This window comes from Olleya marilimosa CAM030, assembly GCF_000518485.1.
Taxonomy (GTDB): domain Bacteria; phylum Bacteroidota; class Bacteroidia; order Flavobacteriales; family Flavobacteriaceae; genus Olleya; species Olleya marilimosa.
On sequence record NZ_JADR01000006.1, the window covers coordinates 102,110 to 121,344 of the forward strand.

15 protein-coding genes are annotated in these 19,235 nt (G+C 31.1%); all 15 read left to right on the plus strand.

Translation table 11 applies throughout. The features are described from left to right. The first annotated feature begins 5 nt into the window (after positions 1-5). The 15 genes from M890_RS0107850 (at position 6) to M890_RS0107920 (ending at position 19,234) form a co-directional block, all read left to right on the plus strand. Positions 6-1,967 carry a T9SS type A sorting domain-containing protein gene (locus tag M890_RS0107850; RefSeq protein WP_051437485.1) on the plus strand — a complete coding sequence of 654 codons (1,962 nt, stop codon included), beginning with the start codon at positions 6-8 and terminating at the stop codon, positions 1,965-1,967. Between the two features lie 2 nt (positions 1,968-1,969). Next, positions 1,970-3,421, plus strand: a complete 1,452-nt coding sequence (locus tag M890_RS0107855) for a phage tail-like protein (protein ID WP_028283007.1) — start codon at positions 1,970-1,972, stop codon at positions 3,419-3,421. Positions 3,422-3,486: 65 nt separating this feature from the next. After that, positions 3,487-4,956 carry a phage tail-like protein gene (locus M890_RS0107860; RefSeq protein WP_028283008.1) on the plus strand — a complete coding sequence of 490 codons (1,470 nt, stop codon included), beginning with the start codon at positions 3,487-3,489 and terminating at the stop codon, positions 4,954-4,956. Between the two features lie 236 nt (positions 4,957-5,192). Next, complete coding sequence (locus tag M890_RS0107865) at positions 5,193-5,957, plus strand: hypothetical protein (protein ID WP_028283009.1); 765 nt, start codon at positions 5,193-5,195, stop codon at positions 5,955-5,957. A 181-nt stretch (positions 5,958-6,138) separates the two neighbouring features. Further along, entirely contained in the window at positions 6,139-6,456 is a 318-nt protein-coding gene (locus tag M890_RS15930; protein WP_051437486.1) for a hypothetical protein, read from the plus strand. A gap of 48 nt (positions 6,457-6,504) precedes the next feature. Next, positions 6,505-7,593: a sensor histidine kinase gene (locus tag M890_RS0107875; protein ID WP_028283010.1), complete on the plus strand. Its 1,089-nt coding sequence runs from the start codon at positions 6,505-6,507 to the stop codon at positions 7,591-7,593. Between the two features lie 9 nt (positions 7,594-7,602). Then, a complete protein-coding gene (locus tag M890_RS0107880; RefSeq protein ID WP_028283011.1) occupies positions 7,603-8,931 on the plus strand; it encodes a sigma-54-dependent transcriptional regulator in 1,329 nt (442 codons plus the stop codon). Positions 8,932-9,119: 188 nt separating this feature from the next. After that, the gene (locus M890_RS16725; protein ID WP_157243268.1) at positions 9,120-9,284 is read left to right on the plus strand and encodes a hypothetical protein; all 165 of its coding nucleotides are present in this window, start codon (positions 9,120-9,122) and stop codon (positions 9,282-9,284) included. Between the two features lie 176 nt (positions 9,285-9,460). After that, positions 9,461-10,765: a Glu/Leu/Phe/Val family dehydrogenase gene (locus M890_RS0107890; protein ID WP_028283012.1), complete on the plus strand. Its 1,305-nt coding sequence runs from the start codon at positions 9,461-9,463 to the stop codon at positions 10,763-10,765. A 16-nt stretch (positions 10,766-10,781) separates the two neighbouring features. Then, positions 10,782-11,201, plus strand: coding sequence for a GreA/GreB family elongation factor (locus M890_RS0107895; RefSeq protein ID WP_028283013.1), 420 nt, complete (start codon positions 10,782-10,784; stop codon positions 11,199-11,201). A gap of 11 nt (positions 11,202-11,212) precedes the next feature. After that, positions 11,213-11,632 (plus strand): hypothetical protein, encoded by a 420-nt coding sequence (locus M890_RS0107900; protein ID WP_028283014.1) that lies wholly within the window; start codon positions 11,213-11,215, stop codon positions 11,630-11,632. 3 nt (positions 11,633-11,635) lie between these two features. Then, entirely contained in the window at positions 11,636-12,022 is a 387-nt protein-coding gene (locus M890_RS0107905; protein ID WP_028283015.1) for a hypothetical protein, read from the plus strand. Positions 12,023-12,103: 81 nt separating this feature from the next. Next, positions 12,104-12,934, plus strand: a complete 831-nt coding sequence (locus M890_RS0107910) for a universal stress protein (protein ID WP_028283016.1) — start codon at positions 12,104-12,106, stop codon at positions 12,932-12,934. A 186-nt stretch (positions 12,935-13,120) separates the two neighbouring features. Further along, the gene (locus tag M890_RS0107915) at positions 13,121-15,952 is read left to right on the plus strand and encodes a triple tyrosine motif-containing protein (RefSeq protein WP_084553615.1); all 2,832 of its coding nucleotides are present in this window, start codon (positions 13,121-13,123) and stop codon (positions 15,950-15,952) included. Positions 15,953-16,183: 231 nt separating this feature from the next. Beyond that, positions 16,184-19,234 (plus strand): SusC/RagA family TonB-linked outer membrane protein, encoded by a 3,051-nt coding sequence (locus M890_RS0107920; protein WP_028283018.1) that lies wholly within the window; start codon positions 16,184-16,186, stop codon positions 19,232-19,234. Position 19,235 lies beyond the last annotated feature (1 nt).

The following is a 19,235-nucleotide window of genomic DNA, read 5'->3' on the forward strand; positions in this document are numbered from 1 at the left end:
ACATCATGAGAAAAAAATATATTCTATCTCATTGTTTAATTGTTTTTAACCTACTATGTGTTTATGCGCAAATTGTAAACGAGGGTGTTTTACAAATTTCGTCTACAACAGATGTATATTTTGAAAATGAATACACAAACAAAACTAGTGCTACGTTAAGTGCTAACGGTAACCTATACCTTAATGACAGTTTTATTAATAACGGTGTTACTACATCAACCACTGGTACAACCTACTTTAAAAGTACCGTAAATCCGTTATTAAGTATTTCTGGATCATCCAATAATATTAATTTTAATAATCTAGAAGTTGATATTACAGCAACAAATACCAAAGGACTGTCTGTTGCAGATGGTTTTTTATTAAACATTTCTAATCAACTAAATTTAGTCAATGGAGACGTAAGATTAAATGGAGAATCTCAATTAATACAATCTCATGTTGGTTTAGATGCTAATACAGTTAATTCCGGAAAAATATTAGTGGATCAACAAGGTGTTGCTTCAGCTTTTAAATACAATTATTGGAGTGCACCAATTAATAATGGTGGTACATTTTCATTGTTAAACGGTAAATATGATGGTACAGACTCTAATCTTAATCCATTTACGCCATCTCAAATGTCCTTTATTTCTGGAGCACCTTATAATGGTTTACCAGCCATTACTAATGGCGCAGGAGAGGTAACAACAGCATTATCTATAAACACGATGTGGTTGTATAAATATATCCAAGGTACTGGTTCGTATTATGACTGGGTAGCTTTAGATCAAAATAGTGCATTAAATCCAGGAGAAGGTTACACAATGAAAGGTACTGGAGCTTCAGGAACAGATCAAAATTACGTGTTTTATGGAGCACCAAATAACGGAGAATATACAATGTCTATTAATGCTGGAGAGGAGTCTTTAATAGGTAATCCATATCCTTCAGCTTTTGATTCTAATAAGTTTATCCTTGATAACGCTTCGTTGTTTGATGCACTATATTTTTGGGTTGATGGTGGATCAACATCACATGTATTATCTAATTATTTAGGTGGTTACGCTATTAGAAACTTAACAGGAGGGACTCCACCTTCATTGTTCTCTACTTTAATTGGTGGATTGGGTACAGCGGGAAGTATAACGCTACCAAAAAGATATTTGCCAATTGGTCAAGGCTTCTTTATCAAAGCATATGCATCCGGAACTATAGTATTTAATAACTCTCAAAGGGACTTTAAAAAGGAATCTGATGGCGACGCTATTTTTTATAGAAATCAAAATGAACAAACAGAAAATCAAGATCAATTTATACGTCTAGGTTATGAAGATCCAGAAGGCTTTCATAGGCAATTACTTCTTGGTTTTTTACCCAACTCTGCTGCAGATGTAAACTATAATCCAGGATATGATGCACTACTTAAAATATGTAGAGATGATGAAATGTTTTTTGTTATAGAACAAGATTTGGATAAAAAATATGCAATTCAAGGGGTTAATACTTTTAACGAAACTATGGAGTTTCCTTTGGGTTTATTAATATCAGAAACAGGATCACATCAAATTATGATTGATGAAGTTGAAAATTTTCAACACACAGTTTACTTAAAAGATAATATTCTTAATACAACACATAATTTAACAGATGCTAATTTTAATGTAAACCTGCCAATTGGTGATCACTTGGATAGATACTCATTAGTTTTTGTGCCTCAAAATTCGTTATCAACAACAGATCAGACATTAACTAATCTAAGTGTATTTTATGACGGAAATAAAAATGTGGTAGTTAATAATAGTGATAGAATGCAGCTAAAAAACATCACGATATACAATGTTTTAGGTCAAGAAATTTTAAGATTAAATGATAATATAAATAGCACAAACAAAGTGCAAATTCCTTTTAATCAAAGCCAAGGACTATACGTTGTAAAAGTCGTAACAACAACGGGAGAATTAACTCAAAAAATAATAAACTACTAATTATGAGTGTATTAAAGCTAAAAATTAACACAGCACTAATTATAGTATTTTTTATTAGTGTAACTTTTCAAGCAGTAGCTCAAGTAGGTATCGGAACATTGTCTCCAGACGCGTCTGCAATGTTAGAGGTAAACTCAACAGAAAAAGGAGTGTTAGCACCTAGAATGACCTCTGCGCAACGTATAGCTATTTCAAATCCAGCAAAAGGGTTATTAGTATTTGATACAGATATTAATGTCTTTTACTTTTATGATGGTACTAATTGGACTGCTTTAAAGGCCGAAATTAAACGTAGTAACTATAAGTTAGTTAAAGATATTTCTGACTTAGCAGATGAATTAGTTTCAGGTGGAGGATCAAAATATCTTTTAAACGAAAACTATTTGTATGAAATCAATGGAAGTATAAACTTTGATTTTCCAGTCGATTTAAATGGTGCTTACGTAAGCGGTAGGGACACTGGAGAAGATGCTTTAATAAACGATTCTGGAACAACTTTTTTTAGTGGTTCTAAAGGCGGACATTTTAAAGATGTTGTCATTCATGGTAATAACCAGCAAGTCTTTAACATTTCTGGATCAGGAGCTGAAAATTTAATAGCTTACAGTATAGTAATAGTTGGTGCTTCGTCTGTGGGAACATTCAGCAATTTAAATACATTTTATTTTGAAGTTTTGCAGGTATTAAACTCAGCAAATGGAATCGCCGCTTCAAATATCTCTAATTTTTATATGGATAAAGTCTTTTGGACAGACGGAAATAGCGGAACATTTTTGACTTTGTCAGGTACATTTAATAACTTACAGATGGCTAACGGTCGCGTAGTGGTAGATTCTGGTGAAACAGGAATGGATATTAGTGGTAACCCAACTATTAATATTGCTGCATCAATTGCACAAGTAAGTTTTACAGGAGATGGTAGCAGATTAAAAGGTTATACAACAAATACGTACGCAGGCTATAAATTTAATAGCAATTGGGATGTAGACGCAACAGGTTTACAATTAGAAACTGATGATGCTTCAATAGGAGATTTACATTTAGAAGCTCCTGTAGGTAGTGGTTATGAAACAGATTTTTCAGCAATTGGATCAGGAGTACCAACAAAATTAGAAGGCTTATCTTATTCTAATAACTTATTTAGATTTAGTGCGCCAATCAACAATAGATTGGTTTATGATGGTGTAAAAACTAGAAGTTTCCAGATTTCTAGTAGTATTTCCTTTCAAGGCGATAATAATAGTTCCATCTATATTTTTTATATAGCCAAAAACGGAGTGATTCAAAACGATTCAAAAGTATACAGACAAGTAGGGAGTAACAATGATGTAGGAGCTGTATCTGTTGTTGGATCCATAAGGTTAGATCAAGGCGATTATATAGAGGTCTGGGCCGAAAGGTATTCTGGTTCAGGTAGTTTGCTGCTAGTGTCTTTAAATCTAACAATTAAATAATTCAAAGCTCAATAAACTCAACATTAAAAAAAATAATTTCATAAAAAATTTAAAAACTATAAGTTATGAAAATTTCAAACATAAAATTAATAACACTAACACTAGCTGTATTTGCAAGTGTAACTAGTGTAGCTATAGCTCAAGTAGGTATTGGTACTGTAAACCCAGAGGCATCATCTATGTTAGATATAACGTCTACTGAAAAAGGTATGTTAACTCCAAGAATGACAACTGTCCAAAGAACAGCTATTTCAAGTCCAGCAAATGGATTATTAGTATATGATACAACCGAAAACGCTTTTTATTTTTATAAATCTAGTGCATGGTCTAAAATAGATTCTGCTAAACGTAGCATGCATAAATTAATTCAATCAGAAGCAGATTTAGCTGCAGAGCTTGTAGCTGGAGGAGGATCAACTTATCTTTTATCTACGGATACCTTATATGAAATCAATGGTACAATCGCGTTGTTACATCCCATTGATTTAAATAATGCCTATATCATAGGTTTTGATACTAATGAGGATATTTTATTTAAATCAGGAGGCACCATGTTTTCTGGTACTAAAGGCGGTAGTATTAAAGGTGTGACGTTAACAGCTCCAGGTGGTACTGTATTTGGGATAGCTGGTACAAATACAGATAGTTTTATTTTTAGGGATGCTGTTGTAGCTAATTCCGCTTCAGTGGGTAGTATAAGTGGTTTTGGATTAACGTTTGTTAGTATCGTACAATTTGTAGGTAACACAACAGGTATTACTTATAGTAATATTACAAAATTATTGTTAAGTAACATGGGATGGTTATCAACAAATGCAGGTACTTATGAAACATTTACAGGAAACTTTAATTTTATACAAAAACAAGGTGGTTTTTCAGAGGTTAATGGATCGGCTATTGGTATTGATGTTTCTAGTAATCCTGCAGTTGGTACAGGTGTTTTAACAGGAGTTAGTTTTAATGGCACTAGTACACAGTATATAAAAAGATACACTTTAGGATCTTATGTAGGCTATAATTTTGATAATTCGTGGACGGTAGATTGTCCTGGTATACCAGTGGAATCAGACCAATTGGCTTCAGGGAATATTTATTATAATGGGACATTAACATCAGGTTTTGGTCAAACATTTAGTAGTGGTGCAGGAACGGATGCTAATTTAACAGGAAACAGTAATTCAAATACGACAACTGCTGTTAATTTACTTAGGATGTCTTCTCCTCAAAATAATAGATTAACTTATTTAGGAAAAAAAACTAGAACATTTCAAATTAACGCAACCGTGTCTGCTAGGGGTTTAACAAGTGTGGGTAATTTTTATGCTTTTTATATCAAAAAAAACGGAACAAATACATTGGTAGAAACTAATACTGTAATGCGTGTAAATGATTTGTTAGATGTTACTAGTAATGCCATTTCAGGAACTGTGGAGCTTGCACCTGGAGATTATATTGAGATTTGGGCACAGCGGTTAACAAGTAGTGTAATATCCACTAATCTTGCAGTATTCTCTTTAAACCTTAATATCAAGTAGTTTTTTAATAGTAGTTTTTTAGTTAAGTTAGTAAGGCCTTCTGTTAGTTTTAACAGAAGGTTTTATGTTATTAGTAAATTTAATGACCAGCAATTTTTAGTTTTTTATAGCCTAAGAGGTTGGTTTTAAAATTTATTTTTTAATTAAATAATTTGGATAATTAATCCAAAAAAATATTGACTTATCTTGCAGCGTTTTATTTGTAGTTAATACAAGTAATATAAAAAGTTATAAAAATGAATAATAATCGTAATAACGAGGATAAAGTCGCTCAAATTAATAAAGTAATAGATCATTACTTTGCGACTAATACAGATAAAGATTGGATACCAGCAAAAGATATCATGTCTGATTTAATTAATGCAGGTGTTTTTGTGAAAGATCAAAAAAAAGGATTACCACTTAGAAAAATCCTGAGAGCATTAGATAATGAAGATAACCTAAAAGCTATACCAAGAGTGCATCCAGAACGTGCAGAAGCAGCAACATATTGGTACTTTTTAAGAGAAGGTGCTACATTTCCTGAAAATGAAAATATTAGTACAGTTTCTAAAAAAGACGTTGCTAAAGCTAAACGCGAAAGTACAGACGAGTTTTACATCATAAACTTATGTGATGAGGTTTTAAAGGAAGAAGCATCACGTAAGCATACCTTTGCTTGGTTGTTTGGAGATATGCATAAAAAAGGTAAAACCAGAACATTGTTACCTGTAGCAGCATTTTATAAAGACGCTAATTTAGTAATTGAATTTGCTGAAAGAAAAAATAAAACCGAAGCGCAATTAGCAAAATTAGAACAGTTAACCACAAGTGGTATTACTAGAGGACAACAAATAGAAAAGTACAATCATAGAAGAAAAGAAATGATAGCTAAAAAAGATATCAATTTTGTGACTATTGATTACGCTTTATTTGAAACAGATAATAAAGGGAAATTAAAACGCAATACTACAGAAGATATAGCATTGCTTAAAAAAATACTTAAAAACTATATTAAGTAAAAACAGTTTTAAATAATACGCTTTAAAAAGGTCTAATCTAATTACGTATAGGTTAGACCTTTTGCTTTTTATTATTTTTAGTCTCAGGATAAGTTAAGTTTAAAAGTTAAAGTAGTATGTCAAATAAACAGTTTATTATATTTTTAGAGGCTTGTTGTAAAAAATAATAATTCGTTACTAAATGCCAAATAGTATAATTGAGATTAAACGACTAAAGCAATACGCTAATAAAGCTAGAGCAATCCAAATTTATATAAATAATAAAAAAATAGATACCATTAAAGATGGAGAAACCAAATCTTTTCAGGTGGATCCTATTCAAAATCAAGTGTACGCAAAAATTGATTGGTGCAAAACAAAACCACTCAAAATTAACACCAAAGAAAACACAATAACAAAGCTAGAATTAGGATCAAACCTATCTGGCTTTAAATTAAAGTTTGCTTTATATTACGTGATTTTTAAAACGTCAGAATATCTGTATTTAAAAAAAATATAAGTTGATATTTACAACATAAATTAAACAATTGGTCTAAAAATAATGTAAATGAATACTACTGAAAAAGCATTAAAAGAACGTATTAAGGAGTTGACCTGTTTGTATGAGGTATCTTCAATAATAGGTAATGCTAACGAAGAGTTAATCGAGGATACTTTACAAGCCATAGTGTTTAGTATAAAAAAAGGATTTCAATATCCCAAAAAAACAGACATTCAGATTAATGCTTCTACGTTAAGCATAGCAACGTGTAATGACGTTAAAAGCAGCATAAGTATTCAGTCTAAAATAAAATTGTTTAATGAAGACAAAGGGACGTTAACCGCTTTTTTAAATGAAGCACAATGCACTCAAAACGATTTTTTAAACGAAGAACAATTACTACTAGATAATATAGCACTTAAAATAGGTAGTTTTCTAGAACGTATCGAAATTCAGAAAAACGAAACCTCTCTTAAACGACAAATGGAACATGCAGATCGTTTAAGTATTTTAGGCGAAATCACAGCTGGTATAGCACATGAGCTAAATACACCATTAGCTAATATTTTAGGCTTTGCGGAGTTGCTTAAAGAGGATTTAAAAACAGATATAAAAGCCTCTCAGGATGTAGATAAAATTATTAAAAACGCTATATTTTCCAGAGAAGTTGTTAAAAAGTTAATGTTTTTTGCTTGCGAAATGCCTCAAGAAATGAAGGAAGTAAATTTAGTGCCAAACATTAAAAATGCAATAAATTTACTAGATGCCACTTTTAGAAAAGAAGAGGTCAAGTATATTGTTAAAATAGAAGAAGAGGCCTTGTTATTGCGTGCAGATCCAATACAATTAACTCAAATTATTTTCAACTTATTAATTAATGCTATTTATTTTTCTCCAAAGCAAGGGTTGGTTACAATTGAAGCTAAAACCACTAAAAAGGCAATTGTTTTAAAAATTAAAGACGAAGGTGAAGGTGTTAATCAAGCAGATTTGGATAAAATTTTCCAACCTTTTTTTACTACCAAACCTATTGGTGACGGTTCTGGATTAGGACTAAGTGTGGTACATGGTATTGTGGCATCGCACAAAGGGACAATTACCGCAAAAAACAATAAAAATAAAGGCGTTACTTTTACTATTACACTTCCAAAATAACAGATATTCATGCAATTACGTAAAGAAAACATACTTATAGTTGACGACGATGTAAATATCTTAGAGTTATTGCAACGTCATTTGCAATCTTGGAATTATCATGTGTTTAAAGCAGTTTCTGTTAAAGAAGCAGTTAGTATTTTAAGGGATTCGACTATAGATTTATTAATTACCGATTTAAAAATGCCAGAATTGGATGGTTCAGAGCTTATTAAATTTGTGTCGGAGCACTATCCTAAAATGCCAAAATTGGTAGTAACGGGATATCCATCGGTTCAGGACTCATTAGCTGCTATAAAATCTGGAGTTGTGGATTATTTGACTAAACCATTTACTAAAGACGAGCTTAAAATGGCGTTGGATAAATGTCTGGTAAACTCAGATAGCGTAACGCAATCTCCTAAAAACTCAATAATTAATAGTGATAAGCCTTACGGCGAAATTATAGGGCATTCCGATAAAATTAATACTGTAATTCAGGTTATTGAACGTGTTAAAAACAATAAAGCCACTGTTTTTATTAAAGGTGAAAGTGGTACAGGAAAAGAACTAGTTGCGCGTGCCATTCATTATCAAGGTAAATTTTCTAGAGCACCATTTATTGCAGTAAATTGTGGTGGCATACCAGAAAACCTATTAGAAGCAGAGTTGTTTGGGTATTTAAAAGGAGCTTTTACAGGAGCAGAAACTAATCGCGAAGGGTTTTTTCAAGCAGCAAATGGAGGGACTATTTTTCTAGACGAAATTGGTAATGCTTCATTAACAGTGCAATCTAGATTACTTCGTGTGTTGCAAGAAAAAGAAGTGGTAAAAGTAGGATCTACAAAAGCAGAAAAAGTAGATATACGTATTATAGCTGCGACCAATAGTGATTTACGCGACATGATTCAAAAGCAAACTTTTAGGGAAGATTTGTATTATAGATTAACAGTTGTAGAGATTGATGTAGCACCTTTAAGACAGCGCAAAGACGATATTAAATTATTGGTAGATAAGTTTTTGTTTAAATATGGTGTAGAGTATAAGGATGGCTATGTAAAAATAACTCCAGAAGCTTTAAAAATATTAGAACGTTACAATTGGCCAGGAAATATTAGAGAACTTGAAAACGTTATCCAACGTGCAGTGATACTTAGTGATAAAACCGTTGAGGTTAGTCATTTACCAGAGCATTTAAAATATACATTGCAAGACGCTTCGGACACATTACAACCATTAAAAGTCATTGAAAAGCAATACATAGAAAAAGTACTAAGAGCTACAGGAAACAATAAGACCAAAGCTGCTAAGATTCTTCAAATTGACAGAAAAACTATTCGTCAAAAATTATCCGATTAGACTTTTTTTGTAGTGGTACATTTTTACTCAGTTGGGTAATTTTGCACCACTTGTAATTTTTTAGTTTATTTTATAAAATCATCTAACCCCTTTATTTAAAGGGGTTTTTGCATTTGTGACAGGTTACATTATTCATTTGGCACATGCATTGCCAATAGGTTGGTATATAGATTATAAATTTTACACCTATGAGTCATTTTAATATTTGTCCAAATTGTATACATCGCAATTATTGTGTATTAACAACCAATAAAAATACTGTTTGGTCATGTAGCGAGTTTGATGCATTAAAACCAAACCAACCAAATTTAGAACAAGTAAAACAACCAGAACAAGAGTTAGTTTTAGTTTAATCCTTTAATAGTAAAAGCTATGTTTTTTAACACAATAGTTTCAGTATTTGGCAGCAAAAATTCTTTAGAAAAAAAATCTAATAAAAGCCAAGCTAGAGATAGATATATCTCACAAAAATATTACGAAAGATCTATAATCAATCGCTATTTCAAATAAAAATAACAAACACATTACAATGACAACAGTAACAGCAGATTTGAAAAAAGTAACAAAAAAAGTACCAGTCAGAGGTATGATGGATAATGTTATGGAGCAGTTTAATAGTGCTGCAGACCATATTAATTTACATCCAAATATTAGAAAAATATTAAGTATCACTAATAATGAAATTTTAGTCAATTTTCCAGTAAAAATGGATAATGGTGATGTTGAGATTTTTACAGGTTATAGAGTGCAACATAATAATGCTTTAGGACCATATAAAGGTGGTTTACGTTATCATCCAACAGTAGATATTGATGCAGCTAGAGCGCTAGCAATGTGGATGACCTGGAAAACATCATTAGCAGGATTGCCATATGGTGGAGGTAAAGGAGGTATTAAAATAGACCCTTCAAAGTACTCGCAATCAGAGTTAGAGCGTATTACAAGACGTTTTACGTTTGCTTTAGCAGATAATATTGGACCAGAACATGATATTCCTGCTCCAGATGTCAATACTAATAGTCAGACTATGGCTTGGATTGCAGATACCTACATGAGTACACGTCCACCAGCAGAACGTACTGCTAATCAACACGTCGTTACAGGTAAACCTGATGCAAGTGGTGGATTAGAAGGACGTGACAGAGCAACAGGTTATGGTGTGTATTTGTCCATTAAATTTTGGGCAAATAAAACTAATACAAGTTTAGAAGGTAAAAAGTTTATCGTACAAGGTTTTGGTAATGTTGGTTATTGGGCTGCTCATTTTTTAGAAAAAGATGGCGCAAAAATGGTAGCAGTACAAGATGCTTCTGGTAGTATTCAAAATCAAAACGGATTAAACGTTGAGGATTTATTTAAATACAGTCAAATTAACGATGGTAGTATTGTAAACTTCCCAGATTCTAAAATGGTGGATAATAAAAAGTTTTTCACTTTAGATTGTGACATCTGTATTCCTGCTGCTTTAGGTAACCAAATAACAAAAGAAAATGCACCAAAAATTAAAGCAAAATTAATTGCAGAAGGTGCAAACGGACCAACAAATGTAGAAGGAGAAAAGATTTTGTTAGAACGAGGTATTACAATTATACCAGACATTTTATGTAATTCAGGAGGTGTCGTTGGTAGTTATTTTGAATGGTTACAAAACCGAAATGGAGAGATTTGGCAATTGGACGAGGTGATGGCTAAATTGGATAAAAAAATGAAAGAGTCCTTTAATAAAGTATTTGATTATGCAATAAATGAAACTGTGGATTTACGTACAGCTGCATTTTGTATAGCCATACAACGTATAGAAAAAGCATACATACAAAGAGGTATTTTTCCTTGATTTTAAAACACATAAGATGAAGTACGGAAGTTTAATTTTAGAAAAAAAAGAGTATGTGTACTTAAAGCGTATACTCAATATTTCGGGATATGGAAATGATACTAATGTCACTAAATCTTTAGTAAAATTATCTGAAGAGTTAAAGACTGCTCAAATTGTAAATAATGACGAAGTACCAGAAGATATAGTACGTTTTAATAGTATCGTTACTATAGCGTCAGAAAACGGTTGGGAAAAGGAGTTACAAGTCGTAATACCAATGGACAAAAACGTGGCACTTAATAAAGTGTCCGTTTTGGCTCCAATGGGAGCAGCACTTTTAGGCTATTCAAAAAATGATACTATAGATTGGGATTTTCCTGGAGGTGCACAAAAAATTAAGATTATTGATGTCCAAAAGGAAGAGAGTTTAAAAGGAATTGACATACATATTTAAAACAGATTATTATGAAAACAGAAAACATTCAAATTTTTGATCATGATACAAATGTAGATGTGACCCATAAAATAAATACAATGGAACTAGACAATTGGATCAATCACTTAAAATACATAAAAAAAGAACTATCTAATCTAATCAATATTTGTCAAAACGAATTAAAAGATAAGTTAGATGACAAAAGTGTGGTGGATAGATTTGAGAAAAAAGAAATTGAAAATGAAACGCTTTTAAATGCCCTAAACACCTATTCTAAATCCAGATTAAATATTATCGAATGTGAGGATACGCAATGCGATATGATTTACATAACAGAGCATGAAAGTTACAGACGAAGCTATTTATATCATTTAGATAAATACAGAAGACTTAAAGACGAGTTTTTTAATAAAGTACAAGGTAAGTTCACGCTTTTAAAAGTTAATTAATAATTGAATACAGCTTCAGCTTATAAAATAGAATCGCACAGACGTGTATGCTTAGTTAAAGATTGTAAGGAGACCAATCATTGGATTACTGTACTAGAATTAGCAGTTAAAGAGTTTGAGCATTTTAATAATATTGAAAAACAGCTAATTAAAAATATAGACACGTCCAATAATATGTTGGCTTTACGCAGAAAATTCACCTTAAGCATGGCTAATTTTTGCAAATATGAACAAGAAATTATAAATGAAATAGAATACGGAAAAACAGAATATAATGATAGTCGTGCTAAAATACACGAATTAAAAAGACAGCAATATATCCAAGTTATTAAAGAGCTTCATGACTTTAGAATCAAGTTTTATACCAATTTAGAAAGGTTTAAAAGGTAGCTAAAAATTGGGTTTTTCAGATATAAAGTGCTGGGTAAGCATAGTCTTAAAAAGTATAATATTAATTTAAAATGTAACAAGATGAAAAAAATACTGATTCCAACAGATTTTACTTTAAATAGTTTTCAAACTATAGACTATGTACTCAAGCTTTTTAAACATGAGACCTGTGAGTTTTATTTTTTAAATACGTATTCATATGATGCTAATGGATTAGATGCGATACAATTGCTACAAGCAGATGAAGATTGGTTTGATAAGCCTAAACAAAATGCACAAAAGCAATTAGGTAAATTGGTAGAACGCTATACGTTAAATTGTAAGGCATTAAATCATCAATTTTTTGCAGTATCAGATTGTTCAGAATTATTACTAAGTATTCAAAAAAATATAAAAGATTTAAACATTGACCTTATTATTCTTACTAGCAAAAAGGAGAAAAATCTAGGTAAAAAAACACAAAGTATTGTTGAAAAAATTAGGTGTTGTCCTGTCTTAATTGTACCACCACATGCAGCAACAAGTAATAAAATTAATATCACAATTGCTTCAGATTTTAAGCAGCAGGTAAATACCCATCAAATAGATAAATTTTTAAATATTTTAGAAAATACCAATTTAGAAATAACTGTTTTAATACTAGAAAAACAAAACGCATTAAGTGATACTGCTTCTAACAATCTAGAAGCTATGCTTGACTATCTAAAACAGATATCAGGACACACAGCAGCGTTGCATTACACAGGTGCTTCATATAATTTAAAAGCCTATGCGCAATCTCATTTAGATGGCATCATGTGTGTAATTGACAAAAAACCACGCTTGTTAAGAAAAATTGGTGTGTTTAAATCTGACATCTTTTCAACCTTAAAACAACTTCATACTAATACTGTTTTAACGATTCATCAATAAAAATTTTGTTATGAGTAACCGGAAATTTAATGGTCTTATTATTCTTATTACAATTATAATTATTGCGTTATTATCATGGATGGTACCACCTCCAATAGTTTAAAATGTAACATGTTATAAATTATAAGCATTAGTATAGTTTAATTATATAGTATAATTTAACCATACAAAGTTGTATATTGCTTAATGCTTAAATTAAATTGTAATAATTGGTATAACTTTAGTAAAGCCTTGATTTTGCTATGTTTTTTTATTGTATCCACAAAATCTGATGCACAAGATTTACCTCCAATACAATATTTTTCTCCCAAACAGTACCATGCCGAAAATCAAAATTGGGAAATAACCCAAAGTAATAATAAACACATTTATGTAGCAAACTCTAAAGGCTTGTTAGAATTTAATGGGTCAGAGTGGAGTTTGTATCCTTCACCTAATCAAACCATTATTAGATCTGTAAATGTTGTAAAAGATAAGGTGTACACAGGAAGTTATATGGATTTTGGGTTCTGGACCAGAACAGATGTTGGCGATTTAAAATACACGTCATTATCAAAAAAAATCCAGAGTACATTATTAGAAGACGAACAATTTTGGAAAATTACACATTTGGAGGATTGGTTATTGTTTCAATCGTTAAGTCGTATTTATATTTATAATACTAAAACAGATCAGTTTAAGATAACTACGTCTAAAGCTGGTATAATAAAGATGTTTAAGGTTAATAATACCATTTATTATCAAGACAGAGTAGAAGGTTTATTAAAATTAGAAAATGGTGTGCCTAAACCTGTGTTACAATCTAATTATTTTGAAAATAAAATAATAGTAGGTGTTTACACTATTAAAAATAATTTGCTTGTTGTTACTCAAAATCATGGTGTAGTAACTATTAAAAACAATGTAGTTCAAGATTGGGATGTTAATCTAAATCCTCAATTATCAAATTATTCAATATATAGTAGTCTTCAGTTACAGGACGCTAGTTTACTGCTAGGAACAATTTCTAACGGAATCATTCAAATAGACGCAAACGGTAAAATTTTTCAAAATATAAACCAAGCCAATGGATTAGGAAACAACACCGTTTTGTCTATTTTCCAGGATATAGAAAGCAATATTTGGCTAGCCTTAGATAATGGTATTAACTGCATAAATATTAACTCTCCTTTCAGGATTTTTAATGATGATCATGGTGCTTTAGGTACTGTTTACACCTCTTTAATTTATGATAACACACTTTATTTAGGGACTAATCAAGGGTTATTTTATAAAAAAATAGATAAACCCGACTTTAAACCAGTAATTAATACTAATGGTCAAGTTTGGAGTCTTAAGATTATTGATAATCAATTGTTTTGTGGTCACAATTCGGGTACATTTATTATTAATAATAATGTGGCAAAACGTATTGCATCTGTTGAAGGAACATGGGATATTAAAGCAATTAAAGATAATCCAAACTTACTAATACAAGGTAATTATAATGGGCTTAATATTTTAGAAAAAAAAGATGGTTTTTGGCAATTTAGAAATAAGATTGAAGGGTTTAATAATTCCTCAAGATTTTTTGTCTTTTCAAAAGACGATGAAATATTAGTAAATCATGAATATAAAGGTGTTTTTAAAATAAAAGTTGACCCAGAATATACAAAGACAACGCAAATTTCTAAAATTGAAACTCTAGAAAAAGGCTTGTTTTCTTCACTAACAACCAATAACAATACGTTGTATTATGCAACAGAGAAAGGTGTTTTTAAAAAGCAATTAGAGGATAATGCATTTGTCAAAGACACTATTTTAAGTAATATTTATAAAACTCAAGGCTACTCTTCTGGTAAAATTATAACAGATCACGAAAACAATGCATTATGGTTAATCACTCAAAAAGGAGTTAATTATGTAAGTCCAGGTAAATTAAGTACAACACCAGAGGTTACCTTTATAGCTTTGCCAAACGCTTTAAGGGAAGGCTTATCAGGATATGAAAGTATTTTTAAACTAAAACCTAATGTGTATCTTTTTGGGACATCAAAAGGCTATATAACTTTAGATATTTCTAATTTAAAACCTAAAACTTATCAAGTTGAAATTAATTCAATAAATAAAACACCGCTTCAAAAATCAAAAACGTTAATTAGTTTAAAAGATGACATTGTCTTTAAAAATAAAGAGAATAACATCGAAATTAAATACAGTGTTGCGGAATATGACAAATATTTAGAAGCGGAGTACGCACACAAACTAGAAGGTTTGTATGAGGATTGGAGTACATGGAGTACAAATGCAGAAGTGTTGTATAAAAATTTACCCTATGGTGAATATACCTTTATTGTTAAAGCTAGAGTAGGAGGTGTAGAGGTGACTAATCAAGACCGTTTTACATTTACAATAGACAAGCCTTGGTTTTTATCCAACATTATGATAATGGTCTATTGTGTGATCGGTTTCATTATTATTCTTCTAATAAATTATTTTTATAAACTGTATTACAGAAAGCAAAAAGAAAAATTAGTGCTTAAGTCAAAACGCGAATTAGAGCTTAAAGATTTAGAAACTAAACAACAACTAATGACTTTAAATAATGATAAATTAAGACAAGAAATTGATAATAAAAACCGCGAATTAGCAATTTCTACAATGAGCTTAATTAAAAAGAATGAATTTTTAAATACCATAAAAAGCGAGCTAAATGATAAGGTCGAAAGTGCTAATCTAAAATCTGTAATTAGAATTATTGATAAAAATATTAATAATAAAGATGACTGGAATTTGTTTGAAGAAGCATTTAATAATGCAGATAAAGACTTTCTAAAAAAGGTAAAAACTAAACATCCAGCCTTGACATCTAACGACTTAAGATTGTGTGCTTATCTAAGATTAAATTTATCTTCAAAAGAGATTGCTCCTTTACTTAATATCTCTCCAAGAAGTGTAGAGGTTAAACGATATCGTTTGCGTAAAAAGATGGAATTAGAGCATGATGTTAATTTAACGGACTACATCTTGAGTATATAGCAACACTACAATTAGTTAAAATACCTATACATTACCACAACAAACCTAATTTTACTAGTAATTATGGGCTTTATAGATTTAAATGTTAAAATAAGGTTAATGCTTATGTTTAATGAGATTTAGATAATTAAATCGTAATTTTTTTATGATGTATGTTTTTTGTTGAGGTTAAAATTATCAAATCAGCATTTTATCTGCATAAATTTGATAAAAGCACAAAAACTTTTAAACATGAAAAAAACTTTTTTCTCCTTTTTGTTATTATTAATGGCTTTCTCAGCATTTGCTCAGGAGTATATAATAACAGGAAATGTAACTAGTCAACAGGATGGATTACCTATTCCTACGGTTAATATTCTAGTTAAAAACTCATCTAATGGTGTTACCACAGATTTTGATGGTAATTATACCATTAATAAGGTAGCTAAAAATTCAACTTTAGTTTTTTCCTATATAGGATACAAAACAAAAGAAGTTGTAATTACTAATGGTAATCCTGTTAATGTACAACTAACTGAGGATGTTGAAGCATTAGAAGAAGTTGTTATTATAGGTTATGGTTCTCAAAAACGAAAAGAAGTCACTGGAGCTGTATCAACGGTATCTAGCGAAACTATTGAAGCGCTTAAACCAACACGTATAGAGCAAGCTTTACAAGGTCAAGTGGCTGGTGTTAATATTACATCACAATCTGGTGCACCTGGTAGTGCTTCTAATATCAGAATTAGAGGTGTATCCACTAATGGTGACAATAGACCTCTTATATTAGTAGATGGTAATGTTATTGAAGATTTAAGTGTGGTAAATCCAGGAGATATAGAAAGCTATACAGTACTTAAGGACGCGACAGCAGGTATCTATGGTGTAAGAGCTGCCAACGGAGTTATTTTAATTACTACTAAAACGGGTCGTAAAAATAAGCCAATGACGTTTCAGTACGACTCTTATGTTGGTTTCCAACAAACAACAAGAAAAATACCATTATTAAATGCTACAGAGTATGCTTTAATTAAAAACGAAGCAGCTGCAGCTAGCGGAAGTACTTTACCTTTTCCTGATACTTTTGGATTAAATAGAGGAACAGATTGGCAAGATGAAGTTTTTGAAACTGCGCCAATATTTAACAATGCTATTACAGCTAGTGGTGGTACAGAAAAATCTACCTATTCATTTGGAGCATCTTTATTAACACAAGATGGTATTATTGGAGGTAGTAAAGCTAATTTTACGCGTTACACAACACGTGCTAATTATGGATTAGAGATTATTAAAGATTTAAACTTAAAGGCTAATCTTATATATACTGGGACATTAAGAAAAGCGTTACCAGAAGGTGGCTTAGGTTCTGTTTTATTTAATGCAGTTAATTTTGCACCAACAGATGCGCCAAGAGACGAAAATGGAGAGTATACGTCTTCAGCTAATTATCCAATAGAGGTTGTAAACCCATTAAAGCAAATCGAAAATACATTTAACCGAACCAAAGTTGATAAACTAAGTGGTGTTTTTGGTTTAAATTATAAATTTTTAAACGGGTTTAGTGCGGAAGCTAATTATCAATGGAACTATTCAGAGGTAAGAACTAGAGGACTTAATCCTATAGTCGAGTATGGAAATGGTTCTGTATTTGATAATACCGAAAATTTACAATTTACAGAAGGCATAAACTTTTTCAGAGATTATACATTTGATGCTTTTGTTAATTATGAAACATCGTTAAATGATGATACTCATAATATTAAAGCAACTTTAGGGACGTCAGTTTTTAAATCAACAGGAGATTATTACTTATCTGTTGGAGACGGTATGCCTGAAAATACAATGTTTAGCGATGCAGATATTAATGATGCCACTACCATTACAGATCCTTATGCTCAAATAAGTAATCGCTTTTTCGATTCTAGGTTATTATCCTATTTTGGAAGATTACAATATAACTATAAAGGAAAATACCTATTCTCTGCAGTAGTAAGACGTGATGGTTCTACAGCTTTTGGTCCAGAAAATAAATTCGGAATTTTCCCTTCAGGTTCAATTGGTTGGGTAATCTCTGATGAAGACTTTTTATCAAGTAGTAATACCATCGATTTCTTAAAACTTAGAAGTTCTTACGGAGTTTTAGGTAACGATAGGATTCCTGGTTTTAGATTTGAATCATTATTAGATGGTGAAGGTGTTTATGTTTTAGATGATGCATTAGCACTTGGTACTGCAGTTGGTGCGATATCTAATCCAGAAATTAAATGGGAAGAGCAAAAAGCATTTGATATAGGATTTGAAACAAGATTATTTAACAACAAAGTAGATATTACAGCAGATTATTTTAAACGCACTACAGAAAATTTATTACTTCCTGTTGAAAGTTCGTTAATATTAGGAGGAGCTGCTCCAGGTTCTGGTAATCCAATTGTTAATGCTGGAACGGTAGAAAATAGTGGATTAGAGTTTGCTGTATCTTACAAAGATCAATTATCAGATAATTTCAAGTTTAATATTAGCTACAATATTTCAACTTTAAATAATAATGTAGTTGAAGTTAACAATAGCATAGGTTATGAAGTTGGAGGTAGCTTTGGTATTGGTCAAGCAAATCCACCTTCTAGAATGCAAGTTGGACAGCCAATAGGTGTGTTTTATGGAATGCAAACCAATGGAATTTTTCAAAACCAAGCCGAAGTTGATGCGCATCCATCACAATTAGCTTTAGGTGCTAACGCACAACCTGGAGATTTAAGATTTGTAGATGTTAATCAAGATGGTGTTATTGATGCAGATGATAGAACATTTATAGGTAACCCAATTCCGGATGTTACAATGGGTTTAAATTTATCATTTGATTATAAAAATTTCGATTTTCAAACCTATTTCTTTGCGTCTGTAGGTAATGATATTGTTAGAAACTATGACCGAAACAGTGCCAAAACTAATCTTACAAGTTATGTATTAGATAGATGGACTGGTCCAGGAACATCAAACACAGATCCAAGAGTTACAAATAGCGCAACGTCTAATGCAGTTTTTTCTGATTATTTTGTAGAGGATGGTTCATTCATCAGAGCTCAAAATGTACAATTAGGATATACTTTTAATCAAGATAAATTACAAAATATAGGGTTGGATAATATTAGAGTTTATGCGTCTGTAAGTAATGCCTTTACACTAACAAAATACAGAGGTTTTGACCCAACAACATCTAATGGCGCTCCAATTGGAGGTGGAATAGATAGCGGTTTTTATCCAAACCCAAGAACATTTTTAATCGGAACAAACGTAAAATTTTAAA